At 73.6% G+C, this 14,919-nt stretch carries 14 protein-coding genes; 4 read left to right on the forward strand and 10 right to left on the reverse strand.

Going from position 1 to position 14,919, the window contains the following annotated elements; translation table 11 throughout:
* Positions 1-212 precede the first annotated feature (212 nt).
* On the forward strand, positions 213-518 hold the full coding sequence (locus tag ACFWZH_RS12265) for an SHOCT domain-containing protein (RefSeq protein ID WP_384428591.1): 306 nt from the start codon (positions 213-215) through the stop codon (positions 516-518).
* Positions 519-572: 54 nt separating this feature from the next.
* Here the strand turns inward: ACFWZH_RS12265 and ACFWZH_RS12270 are convergent, their stop codons facing one another.
* Positions 573-1,082 carry an ATP-binding protein gene (locus ACFWZH_RS12270; RefSeq protein ID WP_384428450.1) on the reverse strand — a complete coding sequence of 170 codons (510 nt, stop codon included), beginning with the start codon at positions 1,080-1,082 and terminating at the stop codon, positions 573-575.
* 176 nt (positions 1,083-1,258) lie between these two features.
* Positions 1,259-1,546, reverse strand: coding sequence for a hypothetical protein (locus tag ACFWZH_RS12275; RefSeq protein ID WP_384428452.1), 288 nt, complete (start codon positions 1,544-1,546; stop codon positions 1,259-1,261).
* Positions 1,547-1,850: 304 nt separating this feature from the next.
* On the opposite strand from ACFWZH_RS12275, the gene ACFWZH_RS12280 reads away from it, so the two are divergent.
* Positions 1,851-2,948 (forward strand): PLP-dependent cysteine synthase family protein, encoded by a 1,098-nt coding sequence (locus ACFWZH_RS12280; RefSeq protein ID WP_384428593.1) that lies wholly within the window; start codon positions 1,851-1,853, stop codon positions 2,946-2,948.
* A gap of 36 nt (positions 2,949-2,984) precedes the next feature.
* Here the strand turns inward: ACFWZH_RS12280 and ACFWZH_RS12285 are convergent, their stop codons facing one another.
* Positions 2,985-3,458 (reverse strand): SRPBCC family protein, encoded by a 474-nt coding sequence (locus ACFWZH_RS12285; RefSeq protein WP_384428454.1) that lies wholly within the window; start codon positions 3,456-3,458, stop codon positions 2,985-2,987.
* Between the two features lie 199 nt (positions 3,459-3,657).
* A complete protein-coding gene (locus tag ACFWZH_RS12290; protein ID WP_384428456.1) occupies positions 3,658-4,503 on the reverse strand; it encodes a DeoR/GlpR family DNA-binding transcription regulator in 846 nt (281 codons plus the stop codon).
* A gap of 212 nt (positions 4,504-4,715) precedes the next feature.
* Here ACFWZH_RS12290 and ACFWZH_RS12295 point away from each other — a divergent pair, with 212 nt between their 5' ends.
* Entirely contained in the window at positions 4,716-7,154 is a 2,439-nt protein-coding gene (locus ACFWZH_RS12295) for a hypothetical protein (RefSeq protein ID WP_384428458.1), read from the forward strand.
* Here the strand turns inward: ACFWZH_RS12295 and ACFWZH_RS12300 are convergent.
* The 6 genes from ACFWZH_RS12300 to ACFWZH_RS12325 all read right to left on the reverse strand — a co-directional run bounded on the left by ACFWZH_RS12300 (position 7,124) and on the right by ACFWZH_RS12325 (position 13,282).
* A complete protein-coding gene (locus ACFWZH_RS12300) occupies positions 7,124-9,550 on the reverse strand; it encodes a right-handed parallel beta-helix repeat-containing protein (RefSeq protein ID WP_384428460.1) in 2,427 nt (808 codons plus the stop codon). The genes ACFWZH_RS12295 and ACFWZH_RS12300 overlap by 31 nt on opposite strands.
* Positions 9,551-9,728: 178 nt before the next feature.
* Positions 9,729-10,331 (reverse strand): hypothetical protein, encoded by a 603-nt coding sequence (locus ACFWZH_RS12305; protein ID WP_384428462.1) that lies wholly within the window; start codon positions 10,329-10,331, stop codon positions 9,729-9,731.
* A gap of 136 nt (positions 10,332-10,467) precedes the next feature.
* Entirely contained in the window at positions 10,468-10,920 is a 453-nt protein-coding gene (locus tag ACFWZH_RS12310) for an ATP-binding protein (protein ID WP_384428464.1), read from the reverse strand.
* Positions 10,914-11,804: an MEDS domain-containing protein gene (locus ACFWZH_RS12315; protein WP_384428465.1), complete on the reverse strand. Its 891-nt coding sequence runs from the start codon at positions 11,802-11,804 to the stop codon at positions 10,914-10,916. Before ACFWZH_RS12315 ends, ACFWZH_RS12310 begins: the two co-directional genes overlap by 7 nt.
* Positions 11,805-11,948: 144 nt before the next feature.
* Positions 11,949-12,773, reverse strand: a complete 825-nt coding sequence (locus tag ACFWZH_RS12320; RefSeq protein WP_384428467.1) for an MOSC domain-containing protein — start codon at positions 12,771-12,773, stop codon at positions 11,949-11,951.
* Positions 12,774-12,820: 47 nt separating this feature from the next.
* On the reverse strand, positions 12,821-13,282 hold the full coding sequence (locus ACFWZH_RS12325) for a DUF6643 family protein (protein WP_384428469.1): 462 nt from the start codon (positions 13,280-13,282) through the stop codon (positions 12,821-12,823).
* A 246-nt stretch (positions 13,283-13,528) separates the two neighbouring features.
* Here ACFWZH_RS12325 and ACFWZH_RS12330 point away from each other — a divergent pair, with 246 nt between their 5' ends.
* Positions 13,529-14,911, forward strand: coding sequence for a TerD family protein (locus ACFWZH_RS12330; RefSeq protein ID WP_384428471.1), 1,383 nt, complete (start codon positions 13,529-13,531; stop codon positions 14,909-14,911).
* The last annotated feature ends 8 nt before the right edge of the window (positions 14,912-14,919 follow it).

Genomic DNA, 14,919 nt, shown 5'->3' on the forward strand with positions numbered 1-14,919 from the left:
TACTAGTAGTTACAGAGATCAACAAGGATCCGGCGGGGCCACGGGGGCGGCCGCCTCCCACCCCGCATACCCCCCGGGTGTTCCTCGCGCACTCCGACGTACTCCCCGCGTCGTACCAGCAGAGCCGCTGGCCGTACGACGACCGGCGGCGCCCGGGAGGCCAGGCTCGGAAGGGACAGCGAAGACCACGTCCCACCGAGGAGCTGATGGCGATGTTCGCGCTTGCCGAACGCTGGACCGGCGGTGGCCCGGGCCCCTGGATCCTGTTCGTCCCCGTCCTCTGGGCGCTGGCCGTCTTCGGCGTGGTGACCCTGCTGCGCCGCACCGGTCTGCGACCCGGCGGCCCCGGGCGGGCGTTCCGCGGTCCGCGGGCCACCGCCCGTGCCGACGCGCCCACTCCGATCGCCGTGCTCGGCCGGCGCTTCGCCGCGGGCGAGATCGACGAGGAGGAGTACTGGCGCCGGCTGTCCGTCCTGGAGGAGCACTTCGGCACCGGCCCCAAGGGAGGTACGGCCTGACCGTCCCCGCTCGCATCAGGCGCCCCCTGCGGCCGGGGAGCGCGTCGGCGGCCGTCAGCCGACCCGTGCTCCCCGCGCCCGGGAACGGGTGTCGGCCGTCGTCCGCACGTCGTCCCCCAGCGACAGCGGCTCCCACTGTGCGTGGTCCGCGCGCATCTCCTCGGGGGTGGCGGGCAGGGCCGGAAGGGTGAACCACACGACCTTGCCGCTGCCGTCCGGGCGCATTCCCCAGCTCTCGCTGAGCGCCGCGATCAGCGCCAGGCCGCGCCCGCAGGTCTCCCAGCTGCCGGCGGTGCGGACGTGGGGCAGCCGGGGGTCCTCGTCGTGCACCGAGACCGTCAACCGGTCGAGGAGCAGGCGCAGTTCGACGGTGCACTGTTTGCTGGGGCGGGCGTGCCGGTGGACATTGGCCAGCAGCTCGGTCACGCCGAGCGCGGCGGGGTCGACCAGGGCGTCCAGACGCCAGTGCCGCAGCTGTGCGGAGACGATGGTGCGCACCTGGCCGATGTGAGCCGGAACGGCTTGGAGCTCCACCGTGCAGTGCCTGCTGGGCTGCCTGATCACGACCGCGACTCCCTGATGAGGTCGGGCGCCCCTCGTGCCGGGCAGGGGCGAAGACCGGATCCAACGATGCCCGCTGCACCACAACGTCACCGTTGGTGAACCCTCAGTGATACGAGTTCCAGGGTCGGTCAGGCGGTGCGCTCCCGCAACCGCACCGCCTCGGTCCGGTCGGGTGCTCAGGGGCGTGGCGGACGCGCCGCCTCCAGGGCCTTGAAGAAGAGTTCCGGGGTGCCGAGCGTGAGCGAGTAGCGGTGCCCGTTGAGGGTGGCGAGCGCCCGGTCGCGCGCCGCGAACAGCGGCTTGTGGGCCTGTACGGCCTGCAGCGGGGCGCTGTCTATCTCCGTGCCGTAGCTGGTCAGCAGCGCCAGCCGGCCGTCTCTGATGACGACCTGGCCGGCCCGGGTCAGCGACCGCAGCCACCGCTCGATCCGTACGCCGGTCGCGTTGAACTCCGGCTCCGCCATCGCCGGCACCTCCTCGGTGAGACGGGCAGGTGCCCTCCACCGCCCCTTGTGGGAAGTTTGCCGCGACGGCGCCCGGTGCACCAGTGCCCCTGGTGCCCGACGGGTGCAACAGCCCCTTCCCAGGGCGTCCTTGGGGTATCCCAAAGTGATGTTTATGCAGGTGAGAAGCGTGCGGAGGGTGGCTATAGTCGGAATCGGCCCGGCGTAGTGCGCGGGCTTGGAACCCCTCTTGAGGAGCGCGCCGGTGAGCACCGCACAGCAGCCGCAGAGCCGGCCCGACCACGAGTCCGCGGCCGGGGCCCCGATGCCGACCGTCGACGTCGACCGCACGGATCCGGACTACCGAAGCTGGCTCAAAGAGGCCGTCCGCAAGGTGCAGGCGGACGCCAACCGCACCGCCGACACCCACCTCCTGCGCTTCCCGCTGCCCGAGAAGTGGGGCATCGACCTCTACCTCAAGGACGAGTCGACGCACCCCACCGGCAGCCTCAAGCACCGGCTGGCCCGCTCGCTGTTCCTCTACGGGCTGTGCAACGGCTGGATCCGCCCGGGAAAGCCCGTCATCGAGTCCTCCAGCGGCTCCACGGCGGTGTCCGAGGCCTACTTCGCCTCGCTGATCGGAGTGCCGTTCATCGCCGTGATGCCGGCCACCACCAGCCGGGAGAAGACCCGGCTGATCGAGTTCCACGGCGGCAGCTGCCATCTGGTCCAGGACCCGCGGACCGTCTACGAGGTCTCCGCCCGGCTCGCCGCCGAGTCCGGTGGCCACTACATGGACCAGTTCACCTACGCCGAACGGGCCACGGACTGGCGCGGCAACAACAACATCGCCGAGTCGATCTATCAGCAGCTGCGCCTGGAGCGTTACCCCGAACCGGCCTGGATCGTGGCCACCGCGGGCACCGGCGGCACTTCCGCGACCATCGCCCGCTACGTCCACTACATGCAGTACGACACCCGCGTCTGCGTCCCCGACCCGGAGAACTCCTGCTTCTTCGACGGCTGGCTCACCGGCGACGCGGCGACCGACTGCGCCACCGCCTCCCGCATCGAGGGCATCGGGCGGCCCCGCATGGAACCGAGCTTCGTCCCCGGCGCCATAGACCGGATGATGAAGGTGCCCGACGCCGCCAGCGTCGCCGCGGTCCGCGCCCTGGAGACGGCGATCGGCCGCAAGGCGGGCGGCTCGACCGGTACGGGCCTGTGGAGCGCGTTGAAGATCGTCGCGGAGATGGTCGCCGAGGGCCGTACGGGATCGGTCGTCACGCTGCTGTGCGACCCCGGCGACCGCTACCTCGACAAGTACTACTCCGACGACTGGCTGGCCTCCCAGGGGCTGGACATCACGCCGTACGCGCGCACCATCGAGGAGTTCCTGGCCACGGGGTCCTGGCCCTCCTGAGGCCCGTCACCCCGGTGCCGGCCGCCCGGGCCCGGCTCAGGTTCCGGCCAGGCGGCGGTCAAGAGCCCGGGCCGACTCCCGCAGGGCGCGGCCCAGGCCGGGCCTGGCCAGGGTCACCGCCCAGCGGAACGGCGCCGGGCCGTCGGCCGCGAAGGTCCACCGCAGCCGGGTGCCGGCGCCCGCGGGTGTCAGCCGCCAGTCCTCCAACAGGGCCCGCAGACCAGGGGCGTTGGTGGTGTCGACCCGGTAGGCGTAGTGCTCGTCCGGCTCGGCCGCCAGGACCGTCTCGGCGAAGCGGGTGCCGCCGGTCAGCCGTACTTCCCGGCCCCGGCCGCCATGCGTCGGCACCGCCCGCGCCACGCCCGTGAACCAGCGTGACCAGCCCGCCACGTCGTCCGCCAGCGCCGCGTACACCGCCTTCGGCGGCGCGGCGACCTCCGCGGCGAAGACCAGCCGGAGCGGGGCGGACTCGACGAAGTCGAGCTCGACGGGGCGGAGTCGGCGTGCCATGGGACGAGCACCCCCTACGGGACGGTCGGCGGCCGGGGGCGGCGTGTCCCCGGCGCCGCACACCATAGCTGGCGACCCGTCAGAAGTCTGCGGCCGGGCGCCGACGAGTCCGCCGGCAGGCTGCGCGGGGAGTCCGCCGGCAGGCCGCGCGGGGGAGAGCCGTCTCGCGTCGGCCGCCGTCAGACCTCCGCGTGCGCCGTCAGGCCTCCGGGTCCGCCGGCTGCTCGCCCGCCACCACCAGCTCCGGCGGCAGCTCCGCGAACTCCGCGCGCGCCCCGGCGGACAGCCCGGAGTCCGTCACCAGCACATCGACGTCGTCCAGCGTCGCGAACGAACTCAGCCCGACCGTGCCCCACTTGGTGTGGTCGGCGACCACCACCACCCGCCGCGCGGAGCGGACGAAATGCCGGTTGGTCTCCGCCTCCGCCAGATTCGGTGTCGACAGCCCCGCCTCCACCGATATGCCGTGCACCCCGAGGAACAGCACATCGAAGTGCAGCGTCCGGATCGCGGCGTCCGCCACCGGCCCCACCAGCGTGTCCGACGGCGTCCGCACCCCGCCCGTCAGCACCACCGTCGCCGCCCCCGCGCGCGGGCCCGTGCCGCCGCTGGCCGCCGCCCGCTGCGCGGTGTAGAACACATCGGCCACCCGCACCGAATTCGTCACCACCGTCAGATCCGGTACGTCCAGCAACTGCTGCGCCAGCGCGAACGCGGTCGTGCCGCCCGCCAGCGCGATCGAGCTGCCCGGCGCCGCCATCTCGGCCGCGGCCTTGGCGATGTCCTCCTTGGCGCTCAGCTCCAGCCCCGACTTCGCCTCGAAACCGGGCTCATGGGCGCTCGGCTCGCTGACCGGCACCGCACCGCCGTGCACCTTCTCCACCATGCCCTGACGCGCGAGCACGTCCAGATCGCGGCGGACCGTCATGTCCGAGACGCTCAGCTTGCGGGTCAGCTCGTTGACCCGCACCCCGCCGCGCCGCCTGACCTCGTCGAGAATCAGGGCACGCCGCTGCTCCGCAAGGAGGTTCTGGCTGTCGCTCACCCCGGCCCGTCCCTTCCGCCCGGCTCGCCACGTCGGGTCTGCGCGTAGGCTCCCGCCTGCGATCACTGGTTCCCTCATCCTCGCACGAGCCACCGACAGCGCCCCCGCGCCCGCCGCGAACCCCACCGCGCGGCGCCCCGGTGTCCAGAACCGGTGGATGTGCTCCTGCCGGCGGGGGACAATCCTTGGGGCACCGCACCGCACGGTGCCACATGGACAACGGGGGACAGCCAGTGGAGACCGCGGAACCGACACCGCATGCCCGCCCAACGGATCCGGCCGCGACCGGAGATGGCCCGCCGCCCGACGCACCGCAGCTCTCACTGGAGCTGCTGGTGCACGGCGTCGGCGGCACCACCGCGCAGGAGATGCTCGGCGACCCACGGGTACAGCTGATCACGGGGGACGACACCGCCGCCTGCTACCGCCGTACGGAGGACGCCGACGCCGAGCGGCGACCGGAGGACTACCACGACGAGCCGGTCCGCGAGGCGTACTGCTGGTCCAATCTCACCTCCGGCAACGGCGCCCGTGCCCTGTGGCTGATCCTGGTGCCCTTCATGGTCGCCAACCTCGCCCACTGGATGCGCCCGGCCGCCCCGCCCGACCACCGGGCACAACGGCTCTACGACCTCCTGGTGCGCCTCCTCGCGCTCACCCTCACCGTCCTGCTCGCCGCCGCGGCCTGCGAGGTCGCCCTCGACCTCACGGCCTGGCAGTGCGCCGGCACCACCGTCTGCGTCACCGGCAAGTCCTGGCTGGGCTTCCTCAGCCCCGACAACCACGGCTGGTGGAGCGCCCCCGGCCGCCGGCTCGCGCTCGCCTCCGCGGTGCCGCTGCTCGTCATCGGCTTCCTGTGGTGGCTCTCGCACCGCACCTGGAGCGCCTACGAGTCCGCCTCGCCGCCGCCCCGGCGGCCGGGCAGCTCCCGCTACACCCCGCACACCGAACGCACCGCGCTCAGCCTGGAGGGCTTCTGGTACGGCCGCCGGCTGGTCGCCCGGCTGCGCGCCGCGCACACCACGGCCGGCGTGCTGACCATCGCCGCGGTGCTGCTCGGCGCCGGTGCCAAGGCGGACGCACGGGCCGGCGGCGGGACGGCCCTCGCGGTCACCGGCCGGGCGCTGACCGCCGTGGTCATCCTGCTCGCCGCGGTCACCCTCGTCGTCGTGTGGCGGACCGCCCGCAGCGAGGCCGCGCCGGACGACGAATCCGACCGCCTGGTCGTACGGGCCCTGCCGTACGCCGCGCTCGCCGTGCTGGCGCTGATCGCCGTGCACACCGGCTGGGCGCGCCCCGGGGCCCGCAGCCACGGCCCGCTGCCCGGCGCCGCCGCGTTCGGCGGGATCGCGGTCTTCCAGGGCCTGCTGGTGCTGGCGCTGGCGGTGACGGCCTGGGTGCTGCAGCGCGCCGCCCGCGACGACGCCCGTACCGCCCTGCGCGGCATGGGCGGGCCCGCCGTCGCCCTGCTGGCCTGCGCGGTCGCCGGCGTGCTGTCCGGGGGCGTGGCCCAGCGCTTCGCCGACTGGATGGACGGCGGCGCCACGCCCGGCCAGGCGCACGCCCCCATCCCCGGCCCGCCGGTCCTGCTGTCCTGGCAGGCGTCGGCCATCCCCGCACTGCTGGTGGTGTTCGCGGTCGTCGCCGTCCTGGCGGCCGTCCGCGTGGTCATCGTGCGCGGGCGGGTCGTCGAGGACGTTCCCGGGCTCTACGACCCGCGCGAGCGCCCCGACGAGCGCCGTACGAAGCGGATCGCCGGCACCATCGCCCGCGCCGGACTCACCGACGCGGCGCCCGTCCTGGTCGCCGCCACCGCCGCGGTCACCCTCGTCCTGGGAGCCGGTGCGGTGGCCGGCGCCTGGCTCACCGACCGGGCGCCCGGCCCCGCCACCGCCGGCGCCCCGCCCGTCGTGCACGCCGCCGCCCAGACCGCGGAGTCCCTCGGCTCCTGGCTGATGAGCGCCGGCGTGATACTGCTGATCGCCATGGGCCGGCGCGCCTACCGCGACCACTCCGCCCGCCGCACCATCGGCATCCTCTGGGACGTCGGTACGTTCTGGCCGCGCGCCGCCCACCCCTTCGCGCCGCCCTGCTACGCCGAGCGCGCGGTCCCCGACCTCACCTGGCGGATGGCCACGTGGACCGAGCGGTTCAACGGCCGCCTGGTGATATCAGGGCACTCCCAGGGCAGTGTGCTGGCGGCCGCCGCCGTCTGGCAGCTGGACCTGGTCACCCGCAGCCGGGTCGCCCTGCTGACGTACGGCAGCCCCCTGGAGCGCCTCTACGGGCGCTGGTTCCCCGCCTTCTTCGGCCCGCCCGCGCTCACCGGACTGCACCGCGAGATGGATGACTGGCGCAACCTGTGGCGCTTCACCGACCCCATCGGCGGCCCGATCCGGCTCACCTGCGAGGACGGCCGCCGGGTCGACCAGGGGCCGCTGCGCGACCCGCTCGCCTTCGGCCGCACCCTGCGCAACCCGCTGCCCGCCCAGATACTGGGCCACGGCGACTACCAGACCGACCCGGTCTTCGACACGGTCCGCGCCGAGCTGATCGCCCGGCTCGACCCGGAACTGCCGGCCCAGCGACCCGCCGGCAGGGAGGCGGACGACCGCCCGCCTCAGGCGAGTTCGGGCAGATCGTCCGCGTAGAGCAGGGTCAGGTCGTCGGTGCTCGGGTCGGTCAGCTGAGCCACCCGGCCCGCGTGCCGCTCGACCATCGCCTCGAACGTCTGCCGCGCGGTACGGCCGTTGCCGAAGGAGGGGCCCTTGGGGAGCACGGTGAAGTACTTCAGCAGCGCCTCGCCGGCCCCCTCGGCGAGGCGGTACTCATGCTCCTCGCCCTGCTGCTCGACGATCCGCAGCAGCTCCTCGGGAGCGTAGTCGCCGAAGGTGATGGTCCGTGAGAAACGCGATGCCACGCCGGGGTTGACCGCAAGGAAGCGCTCCATCTCGGCGGTGTACCCCGCCACGATCACCACCACCGCGTCCCGGTGGTCCTCCATCAGCTTCACGAGGGTGTCGATGGCCTCCTTGCCGAAGTCCCGGCCGGAGTCCTCGGGCGAGAGGGCGTACGCCTCGTCGATGAACAGCACCCCGCCGCGCGCCCGGTCGAAGGCCTCCTGCGTACGGATGGCCGTCGAGCCGATGTGCTCGCCCACCAGGTCCACCCGCGACACCTCGACCAGGTGCCCGCGCTCCAGCACCCCCAGCGACGCCAGGATCTCGCCGTAGAGCCGGGCCACCGTGGTCTTGCCGGTGCCGGGGGAGCCGGTGAACACCAGATGGCGGCGCACCGACGCGGCCTTCAGACCCGCCTCCTGCCGCCGGCGCCCCACCTCGATCATGTTGATCAGGCTGCGGACCTCGCGCTTGACGCTCTCCAGCCCCACGAGGGTGTCGAGCTCGCCCAGCACCTCGCCGGACGGCCGGCTGCTGACGACCGGCTCGGCCGCCGGCGTGGCGGCCGGCGGCGGGCTCTGCGCCGGGACGCTGCCCAGCAGCCCGGCCGTCTGGGTCGCCGGCTGCACGGCGGGCGGCACGGCGGCGGCCGACGGCACCGCACGGCTCTCGTCGCTCGTGCAGTCCTGGACCGTGGGCCCATCCCCCTGCCCGCCGCCGCCCTCGGCGAACTCGTAGCCGCCGCGCGCACAGCGCTCCGTACGGCACCGGGTCAGCGTCGTACGGCAGCCGTCGATCACATGGAAGCCGAAGCCCGAACTCCCGGTGACCCGGCAGCCGTGGAAGGTGCCGCGGCCCTCGGCCGAGACATAGAACCCGGCCTCGGCCGGTCCGCTGACCGTGCAGCCCTCGATGGTGGGGTCCGCGCCCTTGGTGACGATCACGCCGGTCTGCGCACCGTCGATGGTGCAGTTGGCGAGCGTTCCGCCGCTGCCGTGGTCGCGGAACCACGCACCGGTCGCCGCCTCCCGGATCCGGCAGTCGTCCAGCTGGACGGTCGCCCCGTCGCTCACCGACACCGCGGTGTTGCGGACCTGCGCGATATCGCAGTCGACGACGTCGGCGCGCGAGCCCCGGTCCAGCACGAACAGCGCGTCCGGCACATCGTGCACCCGCGTCGAGTCCAGCACGGCGGTGGCGCCGTCGCTGACCCACACCGCCGGATAGTCGCCGGTGCTGTCGTGGATCTCGCACTGGTTGGCGTCCACCCGGGTGCCCGGGTCCCATACGGACAGACCGTTGCGCCCGAAGTGCCGCACCGTGCTGCGGGTCAGCGTCAGCACCGAACGGGACCGCAGATCGACCGCGTTCTCCGGGATGTCGTGGATGTCGCAGTCCGCCAGCGTCAGGACCGCGTCGGTGTCCAGGGTGACGCCGTCGGCGGAGGTCCGGTGCACCGTGCAGTCCGTGAGATGGCCGGTGGCCCGCGCGGCCACCTGGATCCCCGCGCCCTTGATCTCGTACAGCTCGCAGCCCACCGCCTCGACCGCGCTGCCCTCGCCGTTGACCGACAGTCCGGCGCCCGAGGCGTGGTGGATCCGGCAGTTCTCCAGCCGGGGATGGGCCCCGCCGCGCACCGCCACCCCGGCCTGCCCGGCGGCCACCACCTCGCACTCCTCGAAGAGGCCGCCGGCACCTTCCAGGACGCTGATGCCCACCCCGCCCGCGTTGTCGACCGTGCAGCGGCGCACCGTCGGGCGGGCGCCGCCGCGGACCTCGATGCCGGACGCGGACCGGGTCACCACCCGCAGGCCGGACAGCTCCGGCGCGCCGTCCTCCACCAGCAGTGCGGGCGAGGCCGAGTCCGTCGCCTCCAGATGCAGATCGTGGACGGTCGCCGAGGCTCGTATCGTCAGCGCCACCCCGTCGGCCGGGGCGATCCGCACCGAGCCGCGCGCCCCGTCCGGGCCCCGCAGCGTCACCGCGCGCAGCAGCACCAGGTTCTCCCGGTACGTGCCGGCCGGGACGGTCAGCACATCACCGTCCCCGGCGGCCTCCAGGGCGGCGGCGAGCGAGCTGTACTCCCCTGTGCGGCGCCGCCACCGCGACGTTCCGGAGTGCGTCACCTGGACCGAGCCCTGTGCCATGGCGCTGTCGTGCCCCCACCTCGTGCGGCTGATGTCGACCCGGCAACCATCCGTACGCGGATGTCCGCATTCGGGTACTCCAGGCCCCAGCCCAGAGGCTGGCGCCCCCACCGTAGCGCGCCCGGGGGGCGGCAGTTGACACGGTCAGCACCCGCTCAGCAGCGAAGGACCGGGCGGCTCAACTCCCGGCGTCGGCCCGGCCCCAGTCCTGGCCCGCGCGCTCCCACTCCGCATCCCAGCGGCGGAAGCGACGCGTCATCAGCTGCCCGACGACCAGGCGCCGGCACCCCTCGATCAGCGCGCCGACGGCGGCCGTGGTGCCCAGACCGGCCAGCACCGCATGCGTACCGGCCGTGTCGACGTCCATCGGCCGGGGCATCACCCGGCCCCGGTCGTCGGTCCAGATGCGGAACCGCTCGCCGGACTCCACCGGACGCGGTGCGGCGAGCTGCCCGCTGTGGGCGCTGCCGTCCACGGCCGTCCAGCGGGCGATCACCCGCAGGTGGGCATCGCGCTGCGAGGAGGTCTCCGGGTCGGGGTCGAGCGGAGCCCGGGAGACCAGCCGGTCGACCGTGGCCGACACCAGATGGCGCTGCTGATACTGCAGCCTTACGGTCTCCAGCAGCGCGCCGTGCGCCGCCCGGCCGGTGAACCAGCCGGCGGCGGGCGCCCCGAAAGCGATCAGGAGGGCGGCGGCGAGCGCCAGCCAGGCCTCGATCCGATCGGTCCGACGCCGCAGCGGATTGCGCCGCCAGCGCCATACCCCTCGCATCGCGCGCATCGTCGCCCCCTCTCCGTGTTGGTAAATACCGCATCAGGGGTGCTCCACGCGAGAGTTCTGCCAAGAGAGAGCCACATCACGCCGTACGGAAAGCGGCTTCGCGGCCCCACGGAGCCGGAGCCCGGGGCCCGGGAGCTCAGTGCAGCCGTACCGCCAGCGTCACCACCGCGCCCGTCCCGTCCGTCCCCGGCACCGCCCCGGCGACCTCGAACCGGTCCGCCACCAAGCGCGCCAGCCACAACCCGCGCCCCTTCGTCGCGCCGTCCAGACCCGGCAGCAGCTCGGGGATCACCGCCTCGCTGAATCCGGGACCCGCGTCGCTGATCCGGCACTCCAGCTCGTCGCCCACCCGACGCAGCACCAGCCGCCCCGAACCGCCCGCGTGCTCCACGGCGTTCCCCGCGATCTCGGCCACGGCCAGCACGAACTCGCCCCGCCGCGGCTCGCACAGGCCCTCCCGGGCGGCGCACTCCTCGACCAGCAGCCGCAGCTGGGGCAGCAGCCGGGCGCTGAAGCGCCGTTGGAGCAACCGGTGGCCGGACTCCTCGGCCGGGTCCTCGACCGGGCCCGCCGGATCGGGGTTCACCACGGATGCACCACCTCCGTCAGCACCAGCAGCGGCACCGTCCCGCTGCCCAGCCGCCGCAGCATCCGGCGCTGCCCGCGGTGGCAGCGCACCTCGATCAGTTCATGGCCCACGGCGCCGCGGGCCAGCATCAGCAGGCCGACGGCGCAGCCCACCGACAGGAAGTGCAGCCGGGTCAGATCCACCGTCAGCCGCCGGACCGGCGCCGTGTGCGCCAGCGCGATCTGCAGCGCCCTGCCGAACGCGTCCTGATTCGCGCCGTCCGCCTCCCCGATGAAGCGCAGCGCGCCGTCCGGGTCGCGCACCGACCGCAGCGCGCCCAGACGCTCCAGCAGCGCGCGCGGATGCGCCCGTTCCATGGCGGCGACGACCTCGCGGTCGAACCGGCGCCGGTCGTAGGCGCAGATCTCCGTGTACGGGCGGCAGGTGAAGAGCGCCTGCGCGCCGGTCTCGCGGCGCATCATCGTCTCGACGTCCGCGCCGAGGGCGGCCACCCAGCCCATGTCGATGAACGCCCGTAGGCCCGTATAGCCCTCGGCCGTGGCCCGGTCGGTCTCCGCGGACAGCCGGCCCATCTGCCGTGCGGCGGTGAACACGCTGTCCGGCGCGATCATCTGCTGCATGCTGTCCACCACCAACTGGCCGCGGGCGCGCGCCCGGACGGTGCTGCGGCTGGGGAAGTCGATCCTGGCCAGCACCTCCTCCTCGGGCACCCCGGGGCAGGGCAGGACCAGTACCTTCTCGCCGCGCGCCAGCCCGAGCCGGACGAATGCCGTGACGACCTCCCAGCGCACCTCGTCGTTGCCGTAACTCACAAAGGCGTGGTCTCCGGGCCGCAGATGCTGGACAGGGATCAGATGGTCGCTCTCGGTGTCCCTCGCAGGCATCGTCACGCGGTCCTGGTCTCCCGTCGCCCTGGCCCCTCCGGCGGCGCCGGGCGCCCACCGCCGCCGACGTCGCCGGGCCGTGATGGTCCGGCAGCCGACGCGAGCGCCCGCGGCGCGGTCACGGCGCGGGACCGCGCCGGCCCGTCAGTCGAGTATCTCGAACGGGTCGCCGAGACGGATCGTGCCGGCCGAGCGGGGAATCAGATTCTGGCCGAAGACCAGCCGGTCTCCGAAGCGGCGACGGCGCGCGAGGGTCCGCAGCGGTTCCTTGCCGCGCTCGGCGGTGCGCTGGTCGGTGGTCGTGACCACACAGCGTGCGCAGGGCTTGACCACCTGGAAGACCACCTCGCCGATACGGATCCGCCGCCAGTCGTCCTCGGCCCAGGGGGCCGTGCCGTCCACCACCACATTGGGCCGGAAACGGTTCATGGGCAGGGGTCCCTCGTCGGCGTGGTCGCCCTGCGCGATGAGCGAGTTGAGGGCGTCCAGCGACGAGGCGGTCGTCAGCAGCAGCGGGAAGCCGTCGGCGAAACCGACCGTCTCACCGGGCTCGCAGTACTCGGGGTGGATCGGCCGGCGCTTCTCGGGGGCGTCGAGATGCACCAGCCGGCACTCGACGCCCAGATACCCGCGGAACCACTCGGCCGCCGCCTCGCCCGCGGGTACCGCCGCCACCTCGTCCTTCCAGACCTCCACCGCGACGGTCTCCCCGCACCCGGGCAGCTCGACCGTCAGCGCCGCCATGCCGGGGGCGGTGAGCCTGAGGGCACCGCCCGGCAACCCCTCGGCGCGCGCCAACGCCAACGTCGGCTGCTGCCGTTGGGTGATCATCCTGTGCTCGGCGTCCACCAGCATCCATCGCCGGTCCCCGGCGAGCCCCCACGGCTCCACGACCGCCTCGCCGGGATCGGAGCCCGCAAGGGACTTGACCGGGTAGCGATGGATCGACTGGAGCGTGGGCCTGGGCATGGGTGCCATCCTGCCAGCCGCCTCGGACAGTTGACCGACCGCCCAGGTCAGTACCCGCGCGGATACTGCCGGCCGTACGGATCGTCGTACGGGGCGGCCGGCCGGGGCGCGACCGGAGCGGCGGGGCGCATCGCCTCGTACCCCGTGCCCATGCCCGGTGCCGGACGCTGGGGCTGGGGCTGCTGCGGGGCCTGGTAGCCGCCACGGACCCCCGCCTGCTGGGGGATGTACGGCGCCGGGGCGTGCTGCAGCGGAGCGACCGGCTGCGCGGCGGCACCCGGGTACCCCTGCCCCGACGAGGGGTGGGAGGGAGCGGCCGGCAGCGCAGGAAGCGCCGAGGGCAGCGCCGGCAAATAGGACGAACCCGTGTCGTAAGGGGAGGGGTTCACCCGGATCGGGGCGATCTGGGGCGTACCGCGCTCTGCGACGAGGCTGTCGTAGATCGGGGTGTCCGGGAAGGAAGGCGAAGCGTAGTAGCCGCCGCCGTAGGTAGAGCGGGGGGAGGTCATGCGTCATAAGTTAAGCCCACGATGTGCTGATTGGGGAGTCTGGAAAGAGGGTTGTTTTACGTGTTCGGAGAGGCCATGGATCGCCAATGCGAGCGAACTTGGGAAAATCGGTCGCGATCGCCCGTAGGGATCGTGTAAAGACCTCGCTTCTCGCGGGTGAACGGGGGACGTTCGGCACGGTTCGGGCCAAGTAGGTTGGGAGTGCCACCACTGACGGGGCACGGCGGACGAGAGGAAGGCGCAGTGATGTCGATGCTCAAGGGCGGCAACGTCCCGGTCCCGGCCCAGGCGGTCCGGGTGGAACTGGGCTGGCAGGCCGCCCCCGGGGCGCCGGACGTGGACGCCTCCGCGCTGCTGCTGGTGTCCGGAAAGGTCCGCGACGACGGCGACTTCGTCTTCTACAACCAGGCCGCGCACGCCTCCGGCGCCGTGCGCCACGAGGGCAAGCGCCCGGCCGGCGCTGCGATGACCGACACCCTCACCGTCTCCCTGGCCGCCGTCGAACCCGCCGTCGACAAGGTGGTGCTGGCCGCCTCCGCCGACGGCGGCGCCTTCGGCGGCGTCCCCGGGCTGCACATCCGGGTGCTGGACGCGGCGAGCGGCGCCGAGATCGCCCGCTTCGACAGCCGGGACGCCACCACGGAGAGCGCCTTCGTGCTCGGGGAGCTCTACCGGCGCCAGGGCGGCTGGAAGTTCCGCGCGGTGGGACAGGGCTACGACACCGGACTCGCGGGCCTCGCCACCGACTTCGGCATCAGCGTCGAGGAGCCCGCGGCGCCGCAGGCCCCCGCGCCCGCCCCGGGCCCCGCCTCGCCGCCCGCGCCGGCTCCCGCGCCCCCGACGGCAGCGCCTGCGCCCCCCGTGGCACCTTCCGCGCCCCCGTTGCCGACGGGTCAACCGGCGGCGTCAATTCCGCCCCCGCCGGGGCAGCCCGCGCCGGCTTCCGCGCCCGCTCCGATTCGTCTGACAAAAGTCACCCTCACGAAGGACGCCCCGGTCGTTTCGTTGACGAAGCAGGGTGGCACCTCCGGGGCGATGCGGGTGAACCTCAACTGGAGCAGCGGCGGCGTGGGCAAGCGGCTGACCAAGAAACTCGGCCGCAAGGCAATGCAGGCCATGGGCGCCCGCGGCGCGCTGCTGCCCTCGTCGGGCGAACTGGACCTCGATCTGTGCGCGCTGTACGAACTCACCGACGGCGCCGCCGGAGTGGTCCACCCGCTCGGCAACAACTTCGGCACCCTGCACGCGCCGCCGTACATCCAGCTCGACGGCGACGACCGCACCGGCTCGGTCGCGGCCGGCGAGAACCTGACCATCAACCTCGACCACCAGGCGCGCATCAAGCGCATCCTGATCTTCGTCACCGTCTACGCCGGGGCCCGCAGCTTCGAGGGACTCAGCGCCACGGTCACCCTCCAGCCCCAGCACGGAGCCCCCGTCGAGTTCTCACTGGACGCCTGCACGGTGCCCTCCAACGTCTGCGCGCTGGCCCTGATCACCAACACCGGCAGCGAGCTCGTCGTCCAGCGCGAGGCCCGCTACCTCGTCCCCGAGCCCGGCATCAGCCCGCAGCGCACCGTGGACTACGCCTACGGCTGGGGCCTGGACTGGTCCCCGGCCAGCAAGTGACGCGGTCC

Source organism: Streptomyces sp. NPDC059008 (assembly GCF_042749045.1).
In the GTDB taxonomy this organism is placed as follows: domain Bacteria; phylum Actinomycetota; class Actinomycetes; order Streptomycetales; family Streptomycetaceae; genus Streptomyces.

Coding starts and splice junctions, on each gene's coding strand:
- ACFWZH_RS12265 (WP_384428591.1), top strand. CDS start 213: ATGTTCGCGCTTGCCGAACGCTGGACCGGCGGTGGCCCGGGCCCCTGG.
- ACFWZH_RS12275 (WP_384428452.1), bottom strand. CDS start 1,546: ATGGCGGAGCCGGAGTTCAACGCGACCGGCGTACGGATCGAGCGGTGG.
- ACFWZH_RS12280 (WP_384428593.1), top strand. CDS start 1,851: ATGCCGACCGTCGACGTCGACCGCACGGATCCGGACTACCGAAGCTGG.
- ACFWZH_RS12285 (WP_384428454.1), bottom strand. CDS start 3,458: ATGGCACGCCGACTCCGCCCCGTCGAGCTCGACTTCGTCGAGTCCGCC.
- ACFWZH_RS12295 (WP_384428458.1), top strand. CDS start 4,716: ATGGACAACGGGGGACAGCCAGTGGAGACCGCGGAACCGACACCGCAT.
- ACFWZH_RS12300 (WP_384428460.1), bottom strand. CDS start 9,550: ATGGCACAGGGCTCGGTCCAGGTGACGCACTCCGGAACGTCGCGGTGG.
- ACFWZH_RS12305 (WP_384428462.1), bottom strand. CDS start 10,331: ATGCGCGCGATGCGAGGGGTATGGCGCTGGCGGCGCAATCCGCTGCGG.
- ACFWZH_RS12315 (WP_384428465.1), bottom strand. CDS start 11,804: ATGCCTGCGAGGGACACCGAGAGCGACCATCTGATCCCTGTCCAGCAT.
- ACFWZH_RS12320 (WP_384428467.1), bottom strand. CDS start 12,773: ATGCCCAGGCCCACGCTCCAGTCGATCCATCGCTACCCGGTCAAGTCC.
- ACFWZH_RS12325 (WP_384428469.1), bottom strand. CDS start 13,282: ATGACCTCCCCCCGCTCTACCTACGGCGGCGGCTACTACGCTTCGCCT.
- ACFWZH_RS12330 (WP_384428471.1), top strand. CDS start 13,529: ATGTCGATGCTCAAGGGCGGCAACGTCCCGGTCCCGGCCCAGGCGGTC.